The organism is Blastococcus litoris (assembly GCF_003075095.1).
GTDB classification, from domain to species: Bacteria; Actinomycetota; Actinomycetes; order Mycobacteriales; family Geodermatophilaceae; genus Blastococcus_B; species Blastococcus_B litoris.
Genome location: NZ_QCZF01000004.1, coordinates 43,324 through 67,346, shown reverse-complemented (window position 1 = coordinate 67,346; position 24,023 = coordinate 43,324). Strand labels below are relative to the sequence as shown.

The window sequence follows — 24,023 nt, the reverse complement described above, 5'->3', positions numbered from 1 at the left end:
CCGCCCGGACGAACCGGAGAGGCCCAGGACCACGACGGTCCTGGGCCTCTCCGGCGGATCAGTTCGGGCGGATCAGGTCGGGTCGGGGTCGTTCGGACCCTGGCGCGGACCGGTGCCGGGCACCAGCTCGCTGACGCCGCCGTAGGGCTTGTGCCGCTTGCCGGCGTGCGCCTCGTCCTGGAGCCGCTGGAGGAGGTGCGGGTAGTGCGCCTCGAACGCGGGGCGCTCCGAGCGGATCTTCGGGATCTCGACGAAGTTGTGCCGCGGCGGCGGGGAGGACGTGGCCCACTCCAGCGAGTTGCCGTGGCCCCACGGGTCGTCGCGCAGGGCGAGCTCGCCGTACTTCCACGACCGGACGACGTTGTAGACGAACGGGATGACCGACGCACCGAGGATGAACGACCCGATGGTCGACACCATGTTCAGCGCGGTGAAGGTGTCGGTCGGCAGGTAGTCCACGTACCGGCGCGGCATGCCCTCGCCACCGAGCCAGTGCTGCACCAGGAACGTCGTGTGGAAGCCGATGAAGGTCAGCCAGAACTGCAGCTTGCCCAGCCGCTCGTCCATCATCCGGCCGCACATCTTCGGGAACCAGAAGTAGATGCCGGCGTAGGCGGCGAACACCACGGTGCCGAAGACGACGTAGTGGAAGTGCGCGACGACGAAGTAGCTGTCGTTGAGGTGGAAGTCGATCGGCGGGCTGGCCAGCAGGACGCCGGTCAGGCCACCGAGGAGGAACGTGACCATGAAGCCGATCGAGAACAGCATCGGCGTCTCGAAGGTCATCTGGCCGCGCCACATGGACCCGATCCAGTTGAAGAACTTGATGCCGGTCGGGACCGCGATCAGGTAGGTCAGGAAGGCGAAGAACGGCAGCAGCACCGCGCCGGTGGCGTACATGTGGTGCGCCCACACCGCGAGGGAGAGCGCCCCGATCGCGATGGTCGCGAAGACCATGCCCTTGTAGCCGAACAGCGGCTTGCGGCTGAACACCGGGATGATCTCGGTGATGATGCCGAAGAACGGCAGCGCGATGATGTAGACCTCGGGGTGGCCGAAGAACCAGAACAGGTGCTGCCACAGCATCGGCCCGCCGTTCTCGTCGGAGTAGACGAGGGCGCCGAGGTTGCGGTCGGCCAGCATGCCGAAGATCGCGGCGGTCAGGATCGGGAACGCCAGCAGGATCAGGACGCTGGTGACGAGGGCGTTCCAGGTGAAGATCGGCATCCGGAAGAGCGTCATGCCGGGAGCCCGCAGGCAGACGATCGTGGTGATGAAGTTGACGCCACCGAGGATCGTGCCCAGGCCGCTGACGGCCAGGCCGGCGAACCAGAGGTTCGCGCCCGCACCCGGGGAGTTCGTGACGTCGGACAGCGGCGCGTAGGCGTACCAGCCGAAGTCGGCCGCGCCGCCGGGGGTCAGGAAGCCCGAGACGGCGATGAGGCTGCCGAAGAGGAACAGCCAGTACGAGAACGCGTTCAGCCGCGGGAACGCGACGTCGGGCGCCCCGATCTGCAGCGGCATGATCAGGTTGCCGAACGCGAAGAACAGCGGCGTCGCGAACATCAGCAGCATGACCGTGCCGTGCATGGTCAGCAGCTGGTTGTACTGCTCCGGCGACAGGAACTGCAGCTCAGGCCTGGCCAGCTCGCCGCGCATCAGCAGGGCCATCAGCCCGCCCGCGATGAAGAACGCGAACGAGGTGACCATGTACATCAGGCCGATGGTCTTGTGGTCGGTCGTCCGCAGCAGGCTGGACAGCCGCGAACCCTTCTCCGCCACGTGGACCGGGCTCGGCCGACTCACGATGGGCGCCGGTGCAATCGTCACGGTCGGAGCTTAACCGTTCCCTTATCAGCCGCTCGGCCGACCAGGGAGGGCGCGCCGGTGACCGAGCCCACATCCCCGGTCGGAGGCCTCTCGGCGACCGCCCCGGACCCTCCGGCGGCGCGTTTTCGATCATGATCGGCAGGGCACCCCTCCCCCGCGACCGGAGATCCCGGGCGCCCGGTCCGCTCCCGCGGACCACCACGCGGAGGTCCATCCATGTCCATCGGTGGCATCATCCTGGCGATCGTCATCGGCCTGGTCGCAGGCCTGATCGCGCGCGCCGTCATCCCCGGCAAGCAGGACCTGGGCATCGTCGCCACGCTCGTCCTCGGCCTGATCGGCTCCGTCGTCGGCAACCTGATCGTCAGCCTCATCCGCGACGGCGAGGCCACCTTCGACCTCGGCGGCTGGTGGGCCTCCATCCTCGGCGCCATCGTCGTGCTGGGCATCTACGTGGCCGTCGCCGGTCGGGGCCGGCGGTCGGTCAGCCGTTGACCGCTCCCCGCCGCGGGCGGTAGGTCCCCAGGTCGACCGACACGGTCACCTCGACCGGCTCGGGCATCCCGGCGAGGCGGTCGGCGATCGCCTGCGGATCGGTGTGCCGCGCGTGCGGGCCCATCCCGACGAGCGTTGCGGCCGCCGCCCGCGACAGCTGCAGCCGTCGCCGCAGGCCCGTCGTCCGGACCGGTTCGAGCCCGGGTTCGAGCGAGGCGGCCAGGCGCGCCGCCTTGTCGGGGTCGACGCGGAGCAGGCCGAGCGGGCCGACCAGCTCACCCAGGTGGTCCGCGGCCGGCGTGACCACGACCAGGCGGCCCTCCGGTCGCAGCACCCGGGCGATCTCGGGTCCGTTGCGCGGCGCGAAGACCACGAGCACCCGGTCCACGGCGCCGTCCCGGACGGGCAGCCGCGCCCAGCTGTCGGCGACGACGGCCACCGCCCGCTGGTGGGCCCGCGCCGCCCGGCGGGCGGCGTAGGGCGAGGAGTCCAGCACCACCCCGACCGCTCCCGGCAGCCGGTCGAGCACGCCCGCGAGGTGGTGCCCGGTGCCGCCGCCGAGGTCGAGCAGCGCCGACGGCGCCCCGTCGGCCTCCACCGCGTCCGCCAGGGCAGCGGTGACCGGGCCGTAGTGCCCGGCGTCGAGGAAGGCCACCCGGTCGGCGACCATCCCGGCCGAGTCGCCGGACGGCGGGCGGTGCCCCGGGGGCAGCAGGGTCACGTGGCCCTGCCGGGCCCGGTCGAACGCGTGCCCCTCCGGGCAGCGCAACGCCGCCCCGTCCGGCTGCGCGGACAGCTGCCGGCCGCAGACGGGGCAGGCCAGCAGCGCCACGGCCCGCTCGTCCAGCGGCGGCCGGGCGCTCACCGACGTGGCGGGACGGCGTGGAAGACGACGTCCCGCAGCTCCCCCGCGTCGGCGACGGCGGTCACGTAGGTGCCGTGCGGCTGGCGACGGCGGTCGGTGGGCGACCCCGGGTTGACCAGCCGCAGGCCCGACGCCGCGGTGGTGTCCCACGGGATGTGGCTGTGGCCGAACACCAGGACGTCGGCGTCCGGGAACCGTGCCGCGCATCGCGACTCCCTGCCCTTGGCGTCGCCGGTCTCGTGGACGACGGCGAAGCGGATGCCCTCGATCTCGGCGCGGGCGATCTCGGGCAGCCGGTCCCGCAGGGCGCCGTGGTCGTTGTTGCCGTGCACCGCGACCAGCCGCCGGGACCGTGCCTCGAACAGGTCGAGGAGCGCGACGTCGACCCAGTCACCGGCGTGCACGACGACGTCGGCGTCCGCGATCGCCGCCCACAGGGAATGAGGTAGGTCACGCGCCCGCTTCGGTACGTGCGTGTCGGAGGTGAACACCAGCGGAACAGGCACGACGACATCGTTGCAGGCCGCTACGTTCTCTCCGGCCGGCGATCCGGCCGATCCGTACGAAGCGAGGACAACCCCCGTGACCGAACCCCGTCCCACGACCTCGGCCGCCGGCGCGGCGACCCCCGCCGACGAGCCGTACGAGAAGCGCTGGCTGGCGCTGGGCGTCATCGCGATGACCGTCCTGCTGGTCATCCTCGACGCGACGATCGTCAACATCGCCCTGCCGGCCGTGACCGAGGACCTCGGCATCAGCGCGGCGTCGCAGCAGTGGATCGTCACCGCCTACACGCTGACCTTCGGTGGCTTCCTGCTCCTCGGCGGCCGCATCGCCGACTTCTGGGGCCGCAAGCGCACCTACCTCGTCGGCGCCGGCGGGTTCGCGTTCGCCTCCGCGCTCGGGGGCGTCGCGCAGAACGAGGCCATGCTGTTCGGCGCCCGGGCACTGCAGGGCGTCTTCGGCGCGCTGCTCGCGCCGGCGTCCCTGGCGCTGCTGACGGTCCTGTTCACCGACCCCAAGGAGCGGGCCAAGGCCTTCGGCGTCTACGGCGCCATCGCCGGCGGCGGCTCGGCGGTCGGCCTGCTGCTGGGTGGCGTGCTCACCGAGTACGCCGACTGGCGCTGGTGCTTCTGGGTGAACCTGCCGGTGGCGCTGCTCGCCATCGCGCTCGCGATCCCGATCGTGCCGGAGAGCAAGGCCCCCGGTGACACGAAGTACGACATCCCCGGGGCGGTCCTCATCACCCTCGGCCTCGCCTCGATCGTCTACGGCTTCACCCGGGTCGCCGAGGCGTCGCAGACCAACGCGGCGGAGACCGCCGCAGCCAACGCCGAGTCCGCCGCGCAGGGCAACCCGACCCTGCTGACCCCGGACAGCGGCTGGACCGACGGCCTCGCCTGGGTGTTCATCGTCGTCGGCCTCGTCCTGGTGGCGCTGTTCGTGCTGCTCGAGATGCGGACCCGCAACCCGCTGCTGCCCATGCGCATCGTGCTCGACCGCAACCGGGGCGGGGCCTACCTGACCTCGACGCTGGTCGGCGCCGGGCTGATCGGGGCGTTCTTCTTCCTCAGCCTGTACTTCCAGCAGGTGCTGGGCTACGAGCCGATCGAAGCGGGCTTCGCCTCGCTGCCGACGACGCTCGGCGTCTTCATCTCCGCGGGAGCGGCCAGTGCGCTGGTGCCGCGGGTCGGGCCGAAGCCGCTGATGGTGCTCGGTGGGCTGCTGGCCGCCAGCGGGCTGTTCACGCTGTCGTTCGTCGGGCTGGACACGAGCTTCTGGGCCCTGCCCTTCCCCGGCCAGCTGCTGCTGGGCCTGGGCCTCGGTTTCACCTTCGTGCCGCTGTCGAACCTGGCACTGGTCGGCGCCGGCCAGCACGACGCCGGCGCGGCCTCGGCGATGCTGAACGCCACCCAGCAGGTCGGGGCCTCCATCGGCACCGCCGTCCTCGCCTCCCTGTCGGTGGCGGCGATCAGCGCCTACACCGCCGACGCCCTCACCTCGGGGGCGAACCCGCAGGACCCGTCGGTCGGCCTGACGGCGCAGGTCGAGGGCTACACCACCGCGTTCACGTGGGCGGCCGCGCTCCTCGTGCTCGGCGCGCTGGTCGCCGGGCTGCTGATCAAGGCGACCAAGGAGGACCTGCCCGCCGAGGGCGACGCCGTCGTCCACGTCGGCTGAGCCCACCACCGCCCGTCAGGCGCCCTCTCCCCGTACCGGGAGAGGGCGCCTGACGGGTTCTCAGGCCTTCTGCTGCTGCCGCTCCGCCAGCGCGCGCAGCCGGGCGTTGTAGGCGGCGAGCTCGGCGTCACCGCTGCGGTCGGCGGCGCGGTCCAGGGTCCGGGCGCGGCGCTCGTCGGAGCTCGCCCAGGAGAAGAAGACGACGGCGAGCACCAGGACGGTCGGCAGCTCGCCGAACGCCCAGACGATGCCGCCCGCCTCGCCCTGGTCCCGGAGCGGGTCGATGCCCCAGCCGGCCGGCGGGTTCGCGAACGTCTCGACCACCAGGGAGCCGGCCATCATGACCGCGACGCCGAAGAAGGCGTGGAACGGCACGGGCAGGAACAGCTCGAGCATCCGGCCGGGGTGGCTCAGGGTCCGCGGCCAGGGGTCCTGGGCGACGATCGGCCCGAAGAACAGCAGCCCGGTGACGACGAAGTGGGCCAGCATCAGCTGGTGCCCGGCAGGGTTGCTCATGAGCGCGTCGAACAGCGGCGTGAAGTAGACGCCGTAGAGGCTCGCGATGAACAGGGGGATCGAGAACCCCGGGTGCGCGACGAACCGCGCGAACCGGCTGTGCAGGCCGTTGAGCAGCAGCGCCCGCGGCGCCCCGGCCGCCCCCTGACCGCGCGGCAGGGTGCGCAGGGCGAGCGTCACCGGGGCGGCCAGCAGCAGGAGCAGCGGGGTGATCAGCGACAGCACCATGTGCTGGGTCATGTGGACGCTGAACAGCACCATGCTGTAGCCGTTGAGCCAGGTGCCGGTGACGGCGAACAGCGACGCCGTCCCGCCGATCCAGGCGAGCACCCGCCACCAGGGCCAGGCGACGCCGGTGCGACGCAGGCGCACGACGGCGGCCAGGTACAGCACCAGGCCGACGACGCTGAGCACGGCGAGGACCGACCAGGCCTCCAGGTGCGGGATGAACATCCGCGCCCAGGTCGGAGGCACTGAGGGCACCCACATGCCCGAGTGGTGCCCGTGGTCCACCAGCTGCCTCCGATCCGAGTCGTCCGTGCGGGCACCACTGTCCCACCGACCGGTCTAGTCGTGGACCGGCGCCTCGTGCCCGGCGTGCGCCTCGGCCTCGAGCTGGAAGGTGCAGTGCTCCATGTCGAAGTGCTCCCCCAGGCAGGCGCACAGCGCGTCGAGCACGCGGCCGCCGTGCCCGGCGTCGAGCGCCTCGTCGGTGACGACCACGTGGGCGGAGAGCACCGGCAGGCCGGACGTGATCGTCCAGGCGTGCAGGTCGTGGACACCGAGGACGCCGTCGACACCGAGGATGTGGGCGCGCACTGCGTCGAGGTCGACGCCCCTGGGGGCGGCTTCGAGGAGGACGTCGAACGCCTCGCGCAGCAGGTGCCAGGCCCGGGGCACCACGAGGCAGCCGATGGCCACCGACGCGATGATGTCGGCCGGCGTCCACCCGGTCGTGAGGATGACGACGGCGGCCACGATGACCGCGACCGAGCCGAGGGCGTCGGCCAGCACCTCGAGGTACGCGCCCCGCAGGTTGAGCGACGCGTCGCGCCCCCGGTGCAGGGCGGCGAGCGACCCCAGGTTGACGACCAGGCCGACGCCGGCGACGACGAGCATCAGCCCGGAGCCGATCTCCGGCGGCTCCCCGATCCGGCGCACCGCCTCGACGAGGACGTAGCCGGCGACCGCGAGGAGCAGCAGCCCGTTCGCGACGGCGGCCAGGATCTCGACCCGCTGCCAGCCGAACGTGCGGCGCCCCCGGGCCGGTCGCTGGGCGAGGGTGACCGCGCCGAGCGCGAGCCCGATCCCGGCGGCGTCGGTCGCCATGTGCCCCGCGTCGGCCAGCAGCGCCAGCGAGCCGGAGAGCAGACCGCCGACGATCTCCGCCGCCATGACGGCGAGGGTCAGGGCCAGGACGACGACGAGGCGCCGGCGGTGGCCGCCCGCGGCGGTTCCCGGAGCGTGCGCGTGCCCGTGCCCCATCGGCCCTCCCTTCTCCTGGGCACAGTCTGCCCCGACGACGACGCCCCCTGCCGGAATGTCCGGCAGGGGGCGTCGAGGGTCGCGGTCAGATCTGGACGCCGCGCTCCCGGAGCCAGGGCAGCGGGTCGATCTTCTGGCCGTTCAGGCCACCGACGTGCACCTCGAAGTGCAGGTGCGGGCCGGTGGACTGGCCGCGGTTGCCCAGCAGGGCGATCGTGTCGCCGGCCTTCACCACCTGGCCGGCCTGGACCAGGATCGAGTCCATGTGGCCGTAGACGGTCACGTCGCCGTTCTCGTGCTGGATGTAGACGGCGAGCCCGAAGCCGCTGGCGGGCCCGGCCTCGAGCACGACGCCGTCCATGGCGGCGTACTCGGGGGTCTGCATCGGTGCGGCGAGGTCGATGCCCGCGTGCAGCGTGCCCCAGCGGGCGCCGAAGCCGCTCGTCAGGCGGGCGCCCTGCACCGGCAGCACGGCCTTGGGGCGGGCGGCCTCGGCAGCAGCCTCGGCGGCGGCGCGGTCGGCCTCGGCCTGCACCGTGACGGCCGCCGCCTGCTCGGCGTCACGGGCGTTGCGGCTCACCACGAGCTCGCCGAGGCGGGCGGCGGCGTCGGTGTCGATGATCGCCTCGGTCGGGGCCGCCTCGATCCCGAGCTCCTCGGCCACGCTCACCGACGAGCTCATGGTGTCGGTGGCCTGGGCACGGGGGTCGTTGGTGGTGACCGAGCTGACGCTCAGCGCGGCGATGAGGCCGGCGGCGAGGTACACGCCGGGACGGCGGCTGATCGACGGCGGGCGGAAGCGCAGGAAGCGAGCCCGGCGACCCTCCTCGGCGACGGCCGGCACGGCCTCGGCGGTGGCGGCCGGCTCTGCCAGGGCCGCCAGGATCAGGGCGGCCGGCACGGTGCGCTTGTGCGGCGTCGGCCGGACGCGGGGCGCCTCGACGGCGGGCGCCTCGGTCGCGACGGCGACGACAGGGGTCGTGGCGGCCTCGGCCGCGGTGGCCGGCGTGGCGGTCCGGGCGGCCTTGGTGGTGGCGGGCTTCGCCGTGGCCGCCTTCGCGGGCTTGGCGGTCGCAGGCTTGGCGGTCGCAGGCTTGGCGGTCGCGGGCTTGCCGGTCGCCGGCTTGCCGGTCGCAGCCTTGCTGGTCGCAGCGGTCGCGGACGCGGCGGCCTTGGCAGAGGCGGGCTTCGCCGTGGCCGGCTTCGCCGGGGCGACCTTCGCAGCGGTCGCCGGCTTCGCGACCGGGGCGGCCTTCGCGGCGGCCGCGGGCTTCGCGGCCGGGGCGGCCTTCGCGGCGGCCGCGGGCTTCGCGAGCGGGGCGACCTTCGCAGCGGTCGCCGGCTTCGCGGCCGGGGCGGCCTTGGCGGCGGTCGCCGGCTTGGCGGCGGTCGCCGGCTTCGGGGTGCGCGGGGTCTTCGGGGCGGCGGCCCGGGCGGACTTGGCGGCGGCTGCCGCCTTCGCGGCGGACGCGGCCTTGGCGGTGGCGGCCTTCGCGGCGGACGCGGCCTTGGCGGTGGCGACCTTGGCGGTCGCCGCCGTCGCCGTCGCGGCCTTGCCCGTGGCGACCTTGCGCGTCGCGCTACCGGCAGCCTTGGCGCGGGCGGCGATCGACCCGGCCGCACCCGTCCCGGCCTTCGCACCGGTGGCGCGGCGGTTCCGGGTGGCGGGAGCCACGGCAGCGGCGGTGTTCGTGGTGGACCCGGATCGCTGCGCCGTCCCCTGGCGCTGCGTCGGGACCGTGCTGGTCGCCTTCCCTGCGGCCGGCCGACGCGAGGTCTCGCGGGCCGGGACGAGGGTGGCCGGGAACCCGGTCGTGGGTTCCGAACCCTCCTCGTGGAGGCGGTCCTTGTGGAGCGGACTCATGCACCTGACTTCCGTTTGCGGGCATTCCACGTGCACTCCCGGGGAGAGGAGCGGGGCCCATGTAAACACGTCGTGATGTTTTCGTGATCTGCACAAGGGGGTAAGGAGCTGCAGTTCTGTGGCCTGGGCCACAAGACAGCACAGGTGTGATTCCGCTGTCCGTAAGTGCCGCGCTACGGAGAGTGAACGCCACGCAGCGATTTGTTGAAAGTCGCGCGATCCAGGTCACGACGGGGCAGGACACCCTCCGAAGGGGCCGAATCGCGACCCGATCGAGGGAGATCTCCACATGCGCGCAGTGACATGGCACGGCCGGGCGGACGTCCGCGTCGATACCGTTCCCGACCCCGTCATCCAGGACCCGACCGACGTGATCGTCGAGATCACGTCGACCGGCATCTGCGGCTCGGACCTCCACCTCATCGAGGTCATGGCGCCGTTCATGACCGTCGGCGACGTCATGGGGCACGAGCCCATGGGCATCGTGCGCGAGGTCGGCCCGGAGGTGACCGCCGTCAAGCCCGGCGACCGGGTGGTCGTGCCGTTCAACATCTCGTGCGGCACCTGCTGGATGTGCTCCGAGGGGCTGTTCTCCCAGTGCGAGACCACCCAGAACCGCGAGCAGGGCTTCGGCGCCTCGCTGTTCGGCTACACCAAGCTCTACGGGCAGGTCCCCGGCGGCCAGGCCGAGTACCTGCGGGTCCCGTTCGGCAACACGCTGCCGATCAAGGTGCCGGCAAGCGTGCCGGACGACCGCTTCGTCTACCTCTCCGACGTCCTGCCCACGGCCTGGCAGGCGGTGCAGTACGCCGGCATCCCCCAGGGCGGCAGCGTCCTCGTCCTCGGCCTCGGGCCGATCGGTGACATGGCGACCCGGGTGGCCAAGCACCTCGGCGCCGGTCAGGTCATCGCCTCCGACGTCGTCCCCGAGCGCCTGGCCCGCGCCCGCCGCAACGACGTCCAGGTCATCGAGAGCACCGACCAGGCCGAGGTCGTCGCCCGGGTGCGCGACCTGACCGACGGTCGCGGGCCCGACGCGGTCATCGACGCCGTCGGCATGGAGGCCCACGGCTCCCCCGTGGCATCGGCGCTCCAGAAGGCCACCGCGGTGGTTCCGGACGCGATCATGGAGAAGGTCATGCAGGTCGCCGGCATCGACCGGCTCGCGGCGCTCAACACCGCGATCGAGGCGGTCCGCCGCGGCGGCACCATCTCGCTGTCCGGCGTCTACGGCGGGGCGACCGACCCGCTGCCCCTCATGCGCATGTTCGACAAGCAGATCCAGCTGCGCATGGGCCAGGCCAACGTGTGGCGCTGGGTGCCCGACATCCTCCCGCTGCTGACCGAGGGCGACGCCTTCGGCGTCGACGAGTTCGCCACGCACCACGTGCCGCTCGAGGAGGCACCGCAGGCGTACATGAACTTCCGCGAGAAGAAGGACGGGCACGTCAAGGTCCTGCTCCAGCCGTGACGGCGTCCGGGGCGCCGGCCCGCCCGGCGCCCCGGACCCCCGCTGTGAGCATCCCCACGCCGCTGCCGGGGCATGGCGGGCGGCGTCGGGCGCTTGCCCCTGAGGAGAGTCCACCCGGCTCAGGAAGGACGACGAGGTCCGCCGGCCGACCGCCCGCGCACCCGTGTCCCCCCTGGAGTTCCCCTCGTGCCTCGCGCGCTGCTCGCCCTGGCCATCGGCGCCTTCGGCATCGGCACCACCGAGTTCGTCGTCATGGGCATGCTGCCCGAGATCGCCGAGGGCCTCGGGGTCTCGGTGTCCGCCGTCGGCATCCTCATCTCCGCCTACGCGATCGGCGTGGTGCTCGGGGCGCCCACCCTGACCGCCATCGGGCTGCGCTTCACCCCTCGGCAGACCCTCGTCGCGCTCATGGTCGTCTTCGTGGTCGGCAACGCCCTGTCCGCGCTCGCCCCCAGCTACGGGCTGCTGGTCGCCGCCCGCGTCCTGACCGCCCTGGCGCACGGCTCGTTCTTCGGCGTCGGGGCGGTCGCCGCCCGCCGGCTCGTGCCGCCGGACCGGGCCACCCGGGCCATCTCCCTGATGATCACCGGCCTGACCCTGGCCAACGTCATCGGTGTGCCGCTGGGCACGTTCGTCGCCCAGCACCTCGGCTGGCGGGTCGTGCTCGGCGCCATCGCGCTGATCGGCGTCGCGACGATCGCCGGGCTGCTGGCGTGGATGCCCGGCGACGCCGGCGAGCCCGGCGACCTGCGGTCCGAGCTGCACGCGTTCCGCCGGGGCCAGGTCTGGCTCGTGCTGGCGCTCACCATGATCGGCTTCGCCGCGCTCTTCGCCGTCTACAGCTACGTCAGCCCGATCCTCACCGAGCTGGGCGGCATCCCGACGGAGTGGGTCACCCCGGTCCTGGCCCTCTTCGGCGCCGGGACGACGGTCGGCACGCTCGCCGGTGGGCGGCTCGGTGACCGGTACGGCTTCTCCTTCGTGGCCGTCGGGCTGGTCGCCATGGCCGGCGTGCTCGTCGCCTTCGCGTTCCTGGCGCGGACGACCGTCGCCGCGGTCGCGCTGCTCGTGCTGTTCGGGACGCTGTCGTTCGCGCTCGGCCCGGTCGTGCAGAACGCCGTCATCGACGCCGCGCGGGTCCCGGGCGGCAGCCTGGTCTCCGCCGCCAACCAGGGCGCCTTCAACATCGCCAACGCCGTCGGGGCCGCGCTGGGCGCCCTGGTCATCTCGCAGGGACTCGGCTACACGGCGCCGATGTGGGTCGGGGCTGTCCTCGCGCTCGTGGGCGCCGCCCTGGCGGTGCTCGCCCGGGCGGTCGACCGGCGGGCGCCCGCCGCCGACGTCGTCCGGGTGGAGCCGGTGCCCTCGGGCCGGCTGCAGGCGGCCGACGCCGCCTGACCCGGGGTTGACCGCCGTCCGCCGGGTAGGAGGGAGGCATGACGGTCATCGGCGCGGAGCGCTCAGGTCGGTTCACCCTCGGCGGGCAGCCGGTCCACCGGCTCGGTTATGGCGCGATGCAGCTGGCCGGCCCGCACGTGATGGGCCCGCCGGCCGACCGGGACGCCGCGATCGCGGTGCTGCGCCGGGCGGTCGAGCTCGGTGTCGACCACATCGACACCAGCGACTACTACGGTCCGCACGTCACCAACGAGATCATCCGCGAGGCGCTGCACCCCTACCCCGAGGACCTGGTGATCGTGACCAAGGTGGGCGCGCGAAGGACCCCCGACGGGCACTGGCCGGAGGCGCTGTCCCCCGACGAGCTGCGCAGCGCCGTGCAGGACAACCTGGACCACCTCGGGGTCGACGTCCTGGACGTGGTGAACCTGCGGATGCCCGGGTTCGCCGAGCCGGAGGAGCGCTCGCTCGCCGAGCCGTTCGAGGCCCTGGCGCAGCTGCAGCAGGAGGGGTTGATCCGCCACCTCGGGATCAGCAACGTGACGACGCAGATGTTCGCCGAGGCGCAGGCCATCGCGCCCGTGGTCTGCGTGCAGAACCACTACAACCTCGTGCACCGGCACGACGACCCGTTCGTCGACGCGCTCGCCCGCGAGGGCATCGCGTACGTGCCGTTCTTCCCGCTCGGGGGCTTCACGCCGATCCAGTCCGCGGCGCTGGAGACCGTGGCCCGCCGGTTGGAGACCACGCCGATGCAGGTGGCGCTCGCGTGGCTGCTGGCCCGCTCCCCCAACGTGCTGCTCATCCCGGGGACGTCGTCGGTCGCGCACCTCGAGGAGAACCTCATGGCGTCGGCCCGGGTCCTGGGGCCGGTCGAGCTCGAGGAGCTCGATCGGATCGGCGGCACCGGCGAGCCGGACCCCGACCTCTGAGTCAGCGCACCGAGCGGATCCGCCCGACGGTCAGCGCCCCGAGCACCGTGGCCAGCCCGGCGACGGTGAACAGGACGTCGTAGCCGCCGAGCTCCGCGATCACCAGGCCGGCGAGCAGCGGGCCCAGTGCCTGGGGTGCCACCACGGCGACGTTCATGACGCCCAGCTCGCCGGCGACGGTCCGGGCGTCGGGCAGCACCTGCGTCACCAGCGCCTGGTCGACCGACGTGTAGGCGCCGTAGCCGGCGCCGAGCAGCACGCCGGCGACCAGCGCAGCGGGCCAGCTCGGCGCGAGCACCAGGACGGCGCAGGCGAGGGCCTGCAGGACGGCGGCCCCCGCGACGAAGACCCGGCGCCGGCCGGTGCGGTCCGACAGCACCCCGCCGCCCCAGGTCGCGGCCACCGTGGCCACGAGGTAGACCAGCGTCAGGACGAGCAGCGACCCTTCCGGATCGGCCACCCGCAAGCCGTCGGTGAGGAAGTAGAGGAGGTAGGTGGTCCCCAGCGCGTTGCCGAGGTTGACCAGCAGCCGGCCGGCGAAGGCCCACCCGTAGTCGGGGTGCCGGGAGGGCGCCCGCCAGGTGCTGCGCAGCGCCGCACCGAGCGAACGGGGCCGCTCGCCCTCGGTCGGCCGCGCGTCCCGCGCCCTGAGCACCCAGGGCAGCGCGGCGACGAGCAGCAGCGCGGCCAGCAACGGGTAACCGGCGCCGGGCTCCCCACCCGAGGCGGCGACGAGCCCGAGGCCCACCACGATGCCCAGCGCCTGGGGTCCGTAGATCGCCGCCGAGACCGCGCCGCGGTGCTCGACGGGCACCTGGTCGGCGACCGTCGCCGTCAGCCCGGCCATGGCCGCGTACATGCCGAGCTGTGCGACCAGCCAGGCCCCGGCCACCGCGGGCCACGTCGAGGCGGTGCCGGTGAGCAGCAGTCCGGCGGCGTAGACCAGCACGCCCCCGGCCACCCACACCCGCCGCCGTCCGAACGGGCTGCGGGACCGGTCGGACAGCGCGCCGAAGAGCGGGAGCGCCACCAGGGCCGCCAGCCCGGCGAGGCCGTTGACGAGCGCGAAGTCGCGGACCTTGTGGTCCGGGTCGACCTCGGCCAGCTGCAGCGGCAGCAGCAGCTGGATCGGGGCCAGCTGCGCGGCCCACAGCCCCAGCCAGGCGAGGCCGAAGCGGGCGGTCCACGCGCGGGTCACCGGGACGCCGGGACGGACCAGGGCGGGCTCGGTCACGGCGTCCGCGCCGCGTGCCGGACGACGAACGCCTCCACCGCGGCATCCAGCGCCGCGCGCGTGGCGGCGGTGTCGCGGTCGACCAGCCAGGTGGTCGTGGCGCCGTCCACGATCGTGATGAGCAGCCGGGCCAGCTCCGGCACCGGCCGCGCCCACCGCTCCCCGGTCAGCTCGGCCGCCTGCTCCAGGAGCCGCTCCGCCGCGACGGCGTAGGCGCGGTACTGCTCCCCCGCCAGCGGTCGCAGCGCCGGGTTGCGCAGCGCGTGGAGGGTCAGCTCGAGCATCAGCTGCTCGTGGCCCGGGTCGCGCTCGAGGTGGTCGAGGTAGCCGGCCGCCGCCTGCCGGAGGCAGCCGGCGAGCCCATCGTCGGCGGTCATGCCCGCCGTGGCCGCGTCGAACTCGCGGCCGACGACGCCCCGGACGAGCTGGCGCAGCAGCTCGTCGCGGGAGGTGAAGGCGTAGTGGAAGCTGGCCAGCGACATGCCGGCCTCGGCGACGATCGCCCGCGTCGTCCCGGCGGCCAGGCCGTCGCGCGCCATCACCCGCAGAGCCGCGTCGACGAGCGCCGCACGCCGCTCCTCGACCGGTCGCCGCGCCACGTCAGCTCCCCGCCGGGCCGAGCACGCGGTCCAGGTGGGCGTTGGTGAAGACGCCGGCCGGGTCCAGCCGGTCGCGCAGCGCCGTGAATTCGTCGAAGCGGGGGTAGCGCCCGCGCAGCGCCGAGGCGTCCAGCCCGTGCAGCTTCCCCCAGTGCGGCCGGCCCTGGACCTCGCCCGCGATCGACTCCAGGGCCGCGAACCACGGTCCCGGGTCCGTGCCGGCCGGGACGTGGGCGGCGATGTAGGCGGTGTCGCGGCCGGTGGCGGTCGACAGCGGGATGTCGTCGGCCGCGGCGACGCGCACCTCGACGGGGAAGGCGGCCCGCCAGTCGCTGGCCCGGTGCACGCGGCGGAGCTCGGCGAGGACCCCGGGGGCGTCGGCCAGCGGCACGGCGTACTCCATCTCCTGGAAGCGCACCCGCCGCCGGCTGACGAAGACCTCGTGCGACCGGTCGGTCCAGGTGCGCGGCCCGAGGGCGCGTGCCGAGACACGGGCGAGCGGCGGGATGAGCGCCGGCACCCTCCGCCCGGCGGCGACGACCCCGCCGAAGACGGCGTTGGCGAGGATCTCGTCGTCCCAGACCGCCCGCCAGCGACCGAGCGGCGCCACCTCGCTCAAGGGCACCCGGGTGTTGCGCTTGGTCAGGCACCGGTCGGTGTGGGGGAACCAGTAGAACTCGACGTGGTCGGTCGAGGTCATGAACCCGGCGAAGCCGTCGATCAGGTCGGGCAGGTGCCCCGGCCCCTCCTCGGCGCGCAGGGCGAACGCGGGCTCGGCCTGCAGCGTCACCGTGCTGAGCACGCCCAGCGCCCCCAGGCCGATCCGGCCGGCGGCGAAGACGTCGGCGTTCTCGGTGGCCGAGCACCGCATCAGCGACCCGTCGGCGAGCACCAGCTCGAACCCCCGCAGCTGCGTGGCCAGCCCGCCGAAGCGCGCCCCGGTGCCGTGGGTCCCCGTCGACAGCGCACCGGAGACGGTCTGGCGGTCGATGTCGCCGAGATTGGTGAGTGCCCATCCCTGCGCGGCGAGCTCGGCGTTGAGGCGGTGCAGCGGCATGCCGGCCTGGACGGTCACCAGGCCGGTGGGTCCGATGTCGACCAGCGCCGCATGGCGGTCGAGGACGAGCTGCACGTCCTCGGGGCGGCCGATCGCGGCGAAGGAGTGCCCGCTGCCGATCGGCCGGACCCGGCGGCCCGACCGGGCCGCGCGCAGCACCTCCCCGGCGATCCCGTCGGCACCCGCGGGGCGCACCACCTCGATGCCGGTCGCCCGCTGGTTGCCGGCCCAGTTGCGCCAGCGGTCGGTGCGGGTGCCCGCCACGGGTCCTCCTCGTCGTCCGGCCGCGGTGCGCGCGGGTTCCGGCGCAGCTTGGCGTCCGGCGCGGTGCGGGTCAAGTGACTGGGACAGTTGACCCATCGGGTGTCGACCCATGATGCTGCCGCCCATGACCTCCGTGGCGTCCTCCTCCCCCGACGACGCCGTACGGGCGCGCGACCGCCTCGACCGCGCCACCGCGTCGCTGGACCCACCGCTGGCCGTCGTCGACCTCGACGCGCTCGACGCCAACGCCGGCGACCTGGTGCGCCGGGCGGCGGGGAAACCGATCCGCGTGGCCAGCAAGTCCGTCCGCAACCGCGACGTCCTCCGCCGGGTGCTCGCCCGTCCCGGATTCTCGGGCGTCCTGGCCTATGCGCTCCCGGAGGCGCTCTGGCTCGCCTCGGGCGACGACCCGGTCAGCACCGACGTCGTCGTCGGCTACCCGTCGGCCGACCGCGGGGCGCTGCGCCGGCTCGCCACCGACGCGACGGGGGCGGCGCGGGTGACCCTCATGGTCGACTCGGTGGCCCACCTGGACCTGATCGACTCCGTCGTCCCGCCCGGTCAGCGGGCGGAGCTGCGGATCTGCCTGGACGTCGACGCCTCCCTGCGCGCGGCCGGGGGACGCGTGCACGTCGGCGTCCGGCGGTCCCCCGTCCACTCCCCTGCCGAAGCCGTCGCCCTCGCGCATGCGGTGGCGTCCCGGCCCGGCTTCCGGCTGGTCGGCGTCATGGTCTACGAGGCGCAGATCGCCGGCGTGCAGGACGCCCCGGCGAACCGGAGGGTCCGCGGCCTCGCCGTGCGGCGGATGCAGGCGGTGTCCGGGCGCGAGCTGGCCGGCCGCCGGGCCGCCGTCGTCGACGCCGTCTCGTCGGTCGCCGACCTCGAGTTCGTCAACGGCGGCGGCACCGGCAGCGTGGAGCGCACCGCCGCCGAGGGCGCGGTGACCGAGGTGGCGGCCGGGTCGGGCCTCTACAACCCGGTGCTCTTCGACGGCTATCGCGCCTTCACCGGCCGGCCGGCCGCGTTCTTCGCCGCACCGGTCACCCGGCTCCCGGCACCGGGCACCGTGACCGTGGCCGGTGGCGGCTGGATCGCCTCGGGTCCGCCCGGGGCCGACCGGCTGCCCGTGCCCACCTACCCGGCCGGGCTGCGCTGGTTGCCGACCGAGGGCGTCGGCGAGGTGCAGACGCCGCTGCGGGGAGCGGCCGCAGCACGGCTCGCCGTCGGCGACCGGGTGTGGTTCCGGCACGCCAAGGCGGGAGAGGTGTGCGAGCACGTCGACGAGCTGCACGCCCTGGCGGGCGACGAGCTCACCGGGACGATGCGCACGTACCGGGGCGAGGGCCGTTCCTTCGGTTAACGGGCGCGCTGGACCCGCGTCTCGTCGAACACCGGCTCGGCCGACTCGTACACCCGCCCGTCGGCGCCGAAGACCACGAAGCGGTCGAACGAGCGGGCGAACCAGCGGTCGTGGGTGACGGCGAGGACCGTCCCGTCGAACGCGGCGAGTGCCTCCTCCAGCGCCTCGGCGGAGAGGACGTCGAGGTTGTCGGTCGGCTCGTCGAGGAGCAGCAGCGTCGCACCGGAGAGCTCCAGCAGCAGGATCTGGAACCGCGCCTGCTGCCCGCCCGACATGGTGCGGAACGGCTGCTCCCCCGCCCCGGCGAGGCCGTAGCGGCGCAGCGCCGCCATCGCCCGCCCGCGGTCGACGCCCGGCCGGCCCGGCTCGCCGTGCCACAGCAGGTCCACCGGCGTCCGGTCCTGCCAGTCGGGGTGCGCGTGCGTCTGGGCGAAGAACCCCGGGACGACACGGGCACCGAGCCGCCAGTCGCCCGTGTGCGCCACCTGCTGGCCGGCCAGCAACCGCAGGAAGTGCGACTTGCCCGCGCCGTTGGCGCCCAGGACGCCCACGCGGTCGCCGTAGAAGACCTCGAGGTCGAACGGCTGCATCAGGCCGGACAGCTCGAGCTGCTCGGCGAGCACCGCGCGCACGCCGGTCCGCCCGCCGCGCAGGCGCATGGCCACCTTCTGCTCCGGCGGCTGGTCCGGCGGCGGGCCCTCGGCCTCGAACTTCGCCAGGCGGGTCTGCATCGCCCGGTACCGGGAGGCCATGTCGGGCGAGTTGGCGGCCTGCTGCTGCAGGGTGCGCACCAGGTCGATGAGCCGCTGGTGCTCCTCGTCCCACCGGCGGCGCAGCTCGGCCAGCCGGTCGTGCCGCGCCGTCCGCGCCTCGTGGTAGCTGGCGAACCCGCCGCCGTGCACCCACGCCGTCCCGCCCTCGACCGTGACGACCCGGTCGGCGACCCGGGCCAGCAGCTCGCGGTCGTGGCTGACGAACAGGACCGTCTTGCGCGTCTCCAGCAGCCGCTCCTCCAGCCACCTCTTGCCCGGCACGTCGAGGTAGTTGTCCGGCTCGTCGAGCAGCAGCACCTCGTCGGGCCCGCGCAGCAGCGCCTCGAGGGCCAGCCGCTTCTGCTCCCCACCGGAGAGCGTGTTCAGCTCCCGGTACTTGCACCCGTCGTAGGGGATGCCGAGCGCGGCGACGGTGACGGTGTCCCAGGTGACCTCGATGTCGTAGCCGCCGACGTCGCCCCAGTGCGCGAGCGCGTTGGCGTAGGACATCTGGGTCGGCTCGTCGTCGTCCTCCATCATCGCCAGCTCGGCGGCCTCGACCGCGTGCCACGCCTCCCGGACGGCGGGCGGCGAGAGGTCGACGAGCATCCGCTGCACCGTGGTGTCGTCGCGCACCGAACCGATGAACTGCCGCATGACGCCGAGGCCGCCGGTCCGGGCGATCGCGCCGGCCTCCGGGGTCAGGTCGCCGGCGATGATGCGCAGGAGGGTCGTCTTCCCGGCGCCGTTCTCACCGACCAGCGCCGCACGCGCCCCTTCCCCGATGCGGAAGTTGACGTCGTCGAGCAGCACCCGCCCGTCGGAGAGCGTGTGCCGGACCGCGCTGACGTCGACGTACCCCACCCGGACATCCTCCCCGTCCGGGCAACCGCGTTTCCGCTCGCGTCCGGGCTCAGTCCAGGGAGACCCGCAGCCGCTGGCGGGCGAGGCGCTCGACGAGCTCGGGCAGCGCGTCGGCGGGCGAGCCGCGCAGCTCTTCGCGGCAGGTGCGGACGACGAGGACGATCGGCTCGGGCCCCAGCTCGGGGAACTCCTGCCGCAATCGGGCGATGGCGGAACGGACGGACGGGTCGGGGACGATGGGCGGGACGGCCAACGTCATGGACGTGTCCTCCGGTGCGCGGCCGCGGTGCGGCGGTGATGGTTCCCCCCGAGGCCACCTGACCAGGCGGCCGATGTCGTGCTGGAACACCGTGGCGCGTGTGGCGTGCGTGATCCAGGGACGAAGGTCCCCGCCGCTGTTCGCCCTCGGCGTGGCGCGCCTCAGGACGACGAGAAGGCGTTCCCGCCGGCGTTCGTGACGGCCACGGCGTCGCGGACCAGGGCGCTGAGCTCACCGGTGTCGACCGCGTCCAGGGAGGTGAAGCGGATGCAGCTCTTGCCGCAGGAGACCCTGCCCAGCCGCTCGGCACGCTGCTCGGCGATGTACTCGCCGTCGACGACGGCGCTCACGTAGAGGGAGAGGTGCCGCTTCTGCGCCGCGAGCGAGATCAGCGGCCACAGGGTCGTCTCCTTGGCCGACCGCGGCCGGTAGGGCATCAGCCCGTACCCCAGCATGGCCCCGGACCCCACCGGCACCAGCTGCCGGTCGATCCCGGGCGCGGCCGCCATCACCAGCTCGTCGACCCGGCGGAGCTCCTCACCCCGGGGGCCGGCCGCATCGAACCAGGCCTCGATGTCGTCGGCCTCGATGTCGTCGGCCACCGCGACCGGCTCAGCCGATCATCAGCGAGATGATCGTGGCCGCCGCCGCCAGGACCATCCCGAACACGATCACCAGCGCGATCAACCGTCGGCGCCGGTCCGCCCGGGAGCGCCCGTACCCACTCGTCCTCGTCATGGCGGGCAACCTACAGCCGGAACGGCCCGTTCAGGAGGGCCGGCGACCCCAGAGCAGGGTGTCCAGCGCGACGCCGGCCGGCGTCTCCCGCCGCACCTGCTCGAGCCGGTCGACCTCCAGGAGGTCCGCGACCGGCTGCAGCCTCTGGACGCTGTGCAGCAGCGCCGGGTCCTGGGGCCCGCTCACCCCGTGGGTCAGGTTGGCCAGGTCGTGGCCCAGGACGAGCAGCCGTCCACCGGGCCGCAGCCAGCCGACAGCACGGGTCAGGACGTCGAGGGTCTCGGGCTCCGCCAGGTGCAGGTAGGCCACCAGCACCAGGTCGAGGCTCTCCGCGGGCGCCGTCCAGGTCGTGACGTCGGCCGCCACCCACGCGATCCGGTCGGCTCCGGGCTGGGCCCGCCCGCGGTCGAGGCCGACGCCGGAGAAGTCGACCGCCGTCACCTGCCACCCCCGTGCGGCGAGCCACAGCGCGTGCCGTCCCTCACCCGCCGCGAGGTCGACGGCGTCCCCGGCCGGTAGACCGGCGAGGAGCTCGGCGACCAGCGCGTTCGGCTCCGACGACCACTGCTGCCGCTGGGCGTACCGCTCGTCCCACTCCCGGGCCTGCACACCGTGCAGTCTGTCGCACCCACCTGCCACGGTGGGCGGGTGACCGCGCTCCGCGACCTCGGGTTGCTCCGCCTGGCCGCCCTCGGGCTGGTCGGCCCGCGCGCGCCGAGCGCGGCCGCCGCCGTCCACCGCCTCGGCGCGGCCCAGGGGCAGGACTACCCCGGTGCGCTGGTGTCGGTGGCGCTGCGCACGGAGAGCCGCCTGCGGGCGGACGTCGAGGCCGCGCTCGACGCCGGCGAGGTCGTGCGGTCGTGGCCGATGCGGGGCACCCTGCACCTGGTCGCGGCGGAGGACCTGCCGTGGTTCCTCGACACCGTCGGCGTCCGGGCGCTGAACGGGATCGGCCGCCGGTGGGCGCAGCTCGAGCTGGACGAGGTGCAGGCCGAGCGGGCCCGGGAGGTCGTCCTCGGGGCACTCACCGGAGGGCGCCGCGCCACGCGGGCCGAGCTGCTGGCGGCCATCGACGAGGGCGGCGTCCCGGTCACGGGCCAGCGCGGCTACCACCTGCTCTGGTACCTGTCGCAGACCGGCACCCTCTGCCTGGGGCCCACGGACGGCGCGGGCGAGCAGCTGTTCGTCCTGCTCGACGAGTGGATCCGCACGCCCCGACGGCTGGACCGCGACGAGGCCCTGGCCGAGCTCGCGCTGCGCTTCTTCACCGGGCACGGTCCGGCGACCGTGGCCGACCTCGTGCGGTGGGCCGGGAGCACCGTCCGCGACGTCCGGGCCGGCCTGGCCGCGGTCCGCGACCGGCTGGAGCCGGTGACCGTCGAGGGCACCGAGTACCTCATGGACCCCGGGACCCCCGATCGGCTCGCGGCGGCTCGCGCGGAGGCCGAGGGGCCGCTCCTGCTGCCCGGCTTCGACGAGTTCGTCCTCGGCTACGCCGACCGCACCGCCGTCGTCCCCGCCGAGTTCGCGACCCGCATCGTCCCGGGCAACAACGGGATGTTCCGGTCGACCGTCGTCCACCGCGGCCAGGTGGTCGCGGTCTGGCGGTGGGCCGGCCGGGGGGCCAAGCGCACGGTGGACCTGGAGCCGTACACCGAGCTGCCGCCGGGCGTGGCAGCGGCGGTCCCGGGGCTCGCCGCGGCGCTCCCCTGAGAGTCAGGTCCGGCGCTCGAAGAGGAAGACCGGGATCTCCCGGTCGGTCTTCTCCTGGTAGTCGGCGTAGTCCGCGTAGGCCGCCACGGCCCGCTCCCACCAGGCCGCCCGCTCCTCACCGGTGATCTCGCGCGCGACGCCGTCCCACGGCTCCGGCCCGTCCTGCAGCACCACCTGGTCGGGATGGGCGCGGAGGTTGCTCACCCATGCGGGGTCCTCCGGTGCGCCCCCCTTCGACCCGACCATGGCGTACACGCCCTCGTGCTCGACGCGCATCAGCCCGAGCTTGCGGACCTTGCCGCTCGTCGCCCCCCGCGTGCTCACGATGACGATCGGCAGCCCGGTGTCGCGGAGGGTGTTGGCCTCCCGCCCCCCGGTCGCCTCGTAGCGCTCGACCTGCTCGCGGACCCAGTCGGCGGCGCTCGGCTCGTACTCACCCTCCAGCGGCATGCCCCGAACCTAGGACGGCTCCGGTCACCGCGCGCGCGGAGGCCGGTAGTCGATCGTGTGGGGAACGAAGTAGCTCAGGTTGTCGGTGATCAGGCCGTCGCTCTCGCGGATGCCGAGGCCGGCCGGCTCGCCGTCCACGACCCAGGCGCCGAGGACCGGGTGGTGGGACCCGTCGACGCCGGGGAAGTCCGGCAGCGGCGCCAGCTCCTGCACGACGAAGCCCTCGGTCCCGTAGCGGCCGGGCAGCTCGTCGGCGACCGCCCCGCCCCGGACGATGGCCACGTTGGCGCCCTCGCGACCCCACAGCGGTTTGCGCACGTAGTCCCGCCAGGACGACGGCATCTCGTCGGCGAAGTAGGCCGGGAGCAGGAGCTCCCCGAGGACGGGGTCGGTGCCGAACATCTGCCAGAGCACCGGCAGCAGCGCCTTGGTGCTCCACAGCATCTTGTAGGCCGGCTCCACCCACGTCGTCCCGCCCGGCCGCATCCCGTCGGCCAGCACGGCCGGGCCGAACTCGTCCTCGATCAGCCACTCCCAGGGGTAGAGCTTGAAGACGACGTCGAGATGGCGGCCCTGCGGGTCGTAGAACCGGCCGTCGCCGTCGTCGAGCACGATGTCCTCGACGACCAGCTCGATCGCCTCGTACCCGGCCTGCACGACGGTGTCCATCAGGTAGGCGACGGTCATCCGGTCCTCGCCGGACTTCTCCTCGCTCGTCCAGGCCAGGTGCACCCGCGGGCGGATCCCGGTGCGCCGCTCCCACTTGACCAGGTTGCGCTGCCAGGCCGCCACGAGCTTGTCGTGCAGCGCGTTCCACTGGTCGCTGCCCTGCCCGGTGAACAGGTGCCAGTTCCACTGGGTCACCGCGGACTCGACGAGCCCGGTCGGGGTGTCGGCGTTGAACTCCAGGAGCTTCGGCGGGCCCTCGCCGTCGTAGCGCAGGTCGAACCGGCCGTAGATGCTCGGCGGCTCGGCCTCCCACGTCCGCCGGATGGGCGGGCGGGCCATCGGCGGGATGCGCATCCGGTCGAACAGCTCGTTCTCGACGACGTGGTCACCGGCGGCCACGCACATCTCGAACAGCTGGGCGACCGCCCCCTCGAGCCGCTGGACCTCGGCCATCGTGAAGTCGTAGAACGGCCCCTCGCGCCAGTAGCTGCGCACCTCGCCGCCGGGCAGGTGGGTCCGGTTGTAGACCAGGCCCTGGGATTCGATCTCGGCCTCCCAGCCCGGCCGGACGATCCCGCTCTCGATCCGTCTCAAGGTCTAGCTGCCGGCTCCGCTGCCGGCCTTGTTGCCCACGCCGCTGCCGATCCCGCCGCTCACCCGCTGGCCGGCGCTGACCTTGCCGCTGGCCGGCAGACCGGCGCGCTGGCGGGCCGCGGAGTCGGTCGGGTTGATCCGCGTGCCACCGGACGGGAGCACGGTGCCCACGGGCAGGCCGGGCCGGAACGCGCCGAGGTACAGGAAGAAGAGCCCGCCACCGCCACCCACGCGGTCGTCGTCGCACAGGTCCTCGTCGACGATCTCGCCGTTCTCGTCCGTGCAGTACGCGACCTGCTCCTCCTCGTCCTCCCCGCCGACGCCGCAGCCGGCCATGAAGCCGGTGGCAGCAGTGGTGAGCACGGTCGTCGTCAAGGCGGCACGGATGCGGTTGGAGACCGCCACGACCACTCCCCTTCCCTCGGTTGCGCCC

The 24,023-nt window shown here is 73.9% G+C and carries 24 protein-coding genes; 7 read left to right on the top strand and 17 right to left on the bottom strand.

Translation table 11 applies throughout. The features are described from left to right. Positions 1-72: 72 nt before the first annotated feature. Complete coding sequence (ctaD, locus tag DCS98_RS09920) at positions 73-1,830, bottom strand: aa3-type cytochrome oxidase subunit I (protein WP_116451215.1); 1,758 nt, start codon at positions 1,828-1,830, stop codon at positions 73-75. 216 nt (positions 1,831-2,046) lie between these two features. Between ctaD and DCS98_RS09915 the strand changes: the two genes are divergently transcribed. Further along, on the top strand, positions 2,047-2,325 hold the full coding sequence (locus DCS98_RS09915; RefSeq protein WP_116451214.1) for a GlsB/YeaQ/YmgE family stress response membrane protein: 279 nt from the start codon (positions 2,047-2,049) through the stop codon (positions 2,323-2,325). Here the strand turns inward: DCS98_RS09915 and DCS98_RS09910 are convergent. After that, positions 2,315-3,190, bottom strand: coding sequence for a putative RNA methyltransferase (locus DCS98_RS09910; protein ID WP_206340180.1), 876 nt, complete (start codon positions 3,188-3,190; stop codon positions 2,315-2,317). The two genes, DCS98_RS09915 and DCS98_RS09910, sit on opposite strands and share 11 nt — an antisense overlap. Beyond that, entirely contained in the window at positions 3,187-3,696 is a 510-nt protein-coding gene (locus DCS98_RS09905; RefSeq protein ID WP_206340179.1) for a metallophosphoesterase family protein, read from the bottom strand. The genes DCS98_RS09910 and DCS98_RS09905 overlap by 4 nt, the downstream gene beginning before the upstream one ends. Before the next feature lie 76 nt (positions 3,697-3,772). On the opposite strand from DCS98_RS09905, the gene DCS98_RS09900 reads away from it, so the two are divergent. Then, positions 3,773-5,371 (top strand): MFS transporter, encoded by a 1,599-nt coding sequence (locus DCS98_RS09900; protein ID WP_116451213.1) that lies wholly within the window; start codon positions 3,773-3,775, stop codon positions 5,369-5,371. Positions 5,372-5,431: 60 nt separating this feature from the next. Here DCS98_RS09900 and DCS98_RS09895 read toward each other — a convergent pair whose 3' ends face one another. The 3 genes from DCS98_RS09895 to DCS98_RS23890 form a co-directional block, all read right to left on the bottom strand. Continuing rightward, positions 5,432-6,361 carry a cytochrome c oxidase assembly protein gene (locus DCS98_RS09895; protein WP_241037512.1) on the bottom strand — a complete coding sequence of 310 codons (930 nt, stop codon included), beginning with the start codon at positions 6,359-6,361 and terminating at the stop codon, positions 5,432-5,434. Between the two features lie 93 nt (positions 6,362-6,454). Next, entirely contained in the window at positions 6,455-7,372 is a 918-nt protein-coding gene (locus DCS98_RS09890) for a cation diffusion facilitator family transporter (protein WP_116451211.1), read from the bottom strand. Between the two features lie 85 nt (positions 7,373-7,457). Then, complete coding sequence (locus DCS98_RS23890) at positions 7,458-9,236, bottom strand: M23 family metallopeptidase (protein ID WP_206340178.1); 1,779 nt, start codon at positions 9,234-9,236, stop codon at positions 7,458-7,460. A gap of 289 nt (positions 9,237-9,525) precedes the next feature. Here DCS98_RS23890 and DCS98_RS09875 point away from each other — a divergent pair, with 289 nt between their 5' ends. The 3 genes from DCS98_RS09875 to DCS98_RS09865 all read left to right on the top strand — a co-directional run bounded on the left by DCS98_RS09875 (position 9,526) and on the right by DCS98_RS09865 (position 13,037). Further along, positions 9,526-10,707 carry a zinc-dependent alcohol dehydrogenase gene (locus DCS98_RS09875; protein ID WP_116451210.1) on the top strand — a complete coding sequence of 394 codons (1,182 nt, stop codon included), beginning with the start codon at positions 9,526-9,528 and terminating at the stop codon, positions 10,705-10,707. Between the two features lie 186 nt (positions 10,708-10,893). Next, on the top strand, positions 10,894-12,105 hold the full coding sequence (locus tag DCS98_RS09870) for an MFS transporter (RefSeq protein ID WP_116451209.1): 1,212 nt from the start codon (positions 10,894-10,896) through the stop codon (positions 12,103-12,105). A gap of 38 nt (positions 12,106-12,143) precedes the next feature. Continuing rightward, positions 12,144-13,037, top strand: coding sequence for an aldo/keto reductase family oxidoreductase (locus DCS98_RS09865; RefSeq protein ID WP_116451208.1), 894 nt, complete (start codon positions 12,144-12,146; stop codon positions 13,035-13,037). Between the two features lies 1 nt (position 13,038). Here DCS98_RS09865 and DCS98_RS09860 read toward each other — a convergent pair whose 3' ends face one another. Genes DCS98_RS09860 through DCS98_RS09850 form a run of 3 tightly spaced genes read right to left on the bottom strand, consistent with a single transcriptional unit; the run spans position 13,039 to position 16,191 of the window. Beyond that, entirely contained in the window at positions 13,039-14,271 is a 1,233-nt protein-coding gene (locus DCS98_RS09860) for an MFS transporter (protein WP_116451207.1), read from the bottom strand. Next, positions 14,268-14,870: a TetR/AcrR family transcriptional regulator gene (locus tag DCS98_RS09855; RefSeq protein WP_116451206.1), complete on the bottom strand. Its 603-nt coding sequence runs from the start codon at positions 14,868-14,870 to the stop codon at positions 14,268-14,270. The genes DCS98_RS09860 and DCS98_RS09855 overlap by 4 nt, the downstream gene beginning before the upstream one ends. Before the next feature lies 1 nt (position 14,871). Further along, positions 14,872-16,191, bottom strand: a complete 1,320-nt coding sequence (locus DCS98_RS09850) for a D-arabinono-1,4-lactone oxidase (RefSeq protein WP_241037510.1) — start codon at positions 16,189-16,191, stop codon at positions 14,872-14,874. Between the two features lie 124 nt (positions 16,192-16,315). Here DCS98_RS09850 and DCS98_RS09845 point away from each other — a divergent pair, with 124 nt between their 5' ends. After that, a complete protein-coding gene (locus tag DCS98_RS09845) occupies positions 16,316-17,551 on the top strand; it encodes an amino acid deaminase/aldolase (RefSeq protein WP_116451517.1) in 1,236 nt (411 codons plus the stop codon). Here DCS98_RS09845 and DCS98_RS09840 read toward each other — a convergent pair. The 5 genes from DCS98_RS09840 to DCS98_RS09825 all read right to left on the bottom strand — a co-directional run bounded on the left by DCS98_RS09840 (position 17,548) and on the right by DCS98_RS09825 (position 20,773). Continuing rightward, positions 17,548-19,167, bottom strand: a complete 1,620-nt coding sequence (locus DCS98_RS09840; RefSeq protein ID WP_116451204.1) for an ABC-F family ATP-binding cassette domain-containing protein — start codon at positions 19,165-19,167, stop codon at positions 17,548-17,550. The two genes, DCS98_RS09845 and DCS98_RS09840, sit on opposite strands and share 4 nt — an antisense overlap. A gap of 49 nt (positions 19,168-19,216) precedes the next feature. After that, complete coding sequence (locus DCS98_RS09835) at positions 19,217-19,426, bottom strand: three-helix bundle dimerization domain-containing protein (protein ID WP_116451203.1); 210 nt, start codon at positions 19,424-19,426, stop codon at positions 19,217-19,219. A 161-nt stretch (positions 19,427-19,587) separates the two neighbouring features. Continuing rightward, positions 19,588-20,028 carry a DUF1801 domain-containing protein gene (locus tag DCS98_RS09830; RefSeq protein ID WP_241037508.1) on the bottom strand — a complete coding sequence of 147 codons (441 nt, stop codon included), beginning with the start codon at positions 20,026-20,028 and terminating at the stop codon, positions 19,588-19,590. Positions 20,029-20,038: 10 nt separating this feature from the next. Continuing rightward, positions 20,039-20,164 carry a hypothetical protein gene (locus DCS98_RS23885; RefSeq protein ID WP_277394607.1) on the bottom strand — a complete coding sequence of 42 codons (126 nt, stop codon included), beginning with the start codon at positions 20,162-20,164 and terminating at the stop codon, positions 20,039-20,041. Between the two features lie 30 nt (positions 20,165-20,194). Beyond that, a complete protein-coding gene (locus DCS98_RS09825) occupies positions 20,195-20,773 on the bottom strand; it encodes a class I SAM-dependent methyltransferase (protein WP_116451515.1) in 579 nt (192 codons plus the stop codon). 39 nt (positions 20,774-20,812) lie between these two features. On the opposite strand from DCS98_RS09825, the gene DCS98_RS09820 reads away from it, so the two are divergent. Next, positions 20,813-21,877 carry a winged helix DNA-binding domain-containing protein gene (locus DCS98_RS09820; protein WP_116451202.1) on the top strand — a complete coding sequence of 355 codons (1,065 nt, stop codon included), beginning with the start codon at positions 20,813-20,815 and terminating at the stop codon, positions 21,875-21,877. Between the two features lie 3 nt (positions 21,878-21,880). On the opposite strand, the gene DCS98_RS09815 is transcribed toward DCS98_RS09820, so the two are convergent. The 3 genes from DCS98_RS09815 to DCS98_RS09805 are packed head-to-tail and all read right to left on the bottom strand — an operon-like array spanning position 21,881 to position 23,995. Further along, complete coding sequence (locus DCS98_RS09815) at positions 21,881-22,327, bottom strand: nitroreductase family deazaflavin-dependent oxidoreductase (protein WP_116451201.1); 447 nt, start codon at positions 22,325-22,327, stop codon at positions 21,881-21,883. A 24-nt stretch (positions 22,328-22,351) separates the two neighbouring features. Beyond that, entirely contained in the window at positions 22,352-23,590 is a 1,239-nt protein-coding gene (locus DCS98_RS09810) for a glutathionylspermidine synthase family protein (protein ID WP_241037505.1), read from the bottom strand. A gap of 3 nt (positions 23,591-23,593) precedes the next feature. After that, on the bottom strand, positions 23,594-23,995 hold the full coding sequence (locus DCS98_RS09805; RefSeq protein ID WP_164704490.1) for a hypothetical protein: 402 nt from the start codon (positions 23,993-23,995) through the stop codon (positions 23,594-23,596). Between the last annotated feature and the right edge of the window lie 28 nt (positions 23,996-24,023).

Excerpts from the sequence above, each read along its gene's own strand:
- DCS98_RS09915 (WP_116451214.1), top strand. The coding sequence starts at position 2,047 with ATGTCCATCGGTGGCATCATCCTGGCGATCGTCATCGGCCTGGTCGCA.
- DCS98_RS09890 (WP_116451211.1), bottom strand. The coding sequence starts at position 7,372 with ATGGGGCACGGGCACGCGCACGCTCCGGGAACCGCCGCGGGCGGCCAC.
- DCS98_RS23890 (WP_206340178.1), bottom strand. The coding sequence starts at position 9,236 with ATGAGTCCGCTCCACAAGGACCGCCTCCACGAGGAGGGTTCGGAACCC.
- DCS98_RS09875 (WP_116451210.1), top strand. The coding sequence starts at position 9,526 with ATGCGCGCAGTGACATGGCACGGCCGGGCGGACGTCCGCGTCGATACC.
- DCS98_RS09865 (WP_116451208.1), top strand. The coding sequence starts at position 12,144 with ATGACGGTCATCGGCGCGGAGCGCTCAGGTCGGTTCACCCTCGGCGGG.
- DCS98_RS09845 (WP_116451517.1), top strand. The coding sequence starts at position 16,316 with ATGACCTCCGTGGCGTCCTCCTCCCCCGACGACGCCGTACGGGCGCGC.
- DCS98_RS09835 (WP_116451203.1), bottom strand. The coding sequence starts at position 19,426 with ATGACGTTGGCCGTCCCGCCCATCGTCCCCGACCCGTCCGTCCGTTCC.
- DCS98_RS23885 (WP_277394607.1), bottom strand. The coding sequence starts at position 20,164 with ATGACGAGGACGAGTGGGTACGGGCGCTCCCGGGCGGACCGGCGCCGA.
- DCS98_RS09815 (WP_116451201.1), bottom strand. The coding sequence starts at position 22,327 with ATGCCGCTGGAGGGTGAGTACGAGCCGAGCGCCGCCGACTGGGTCCGC.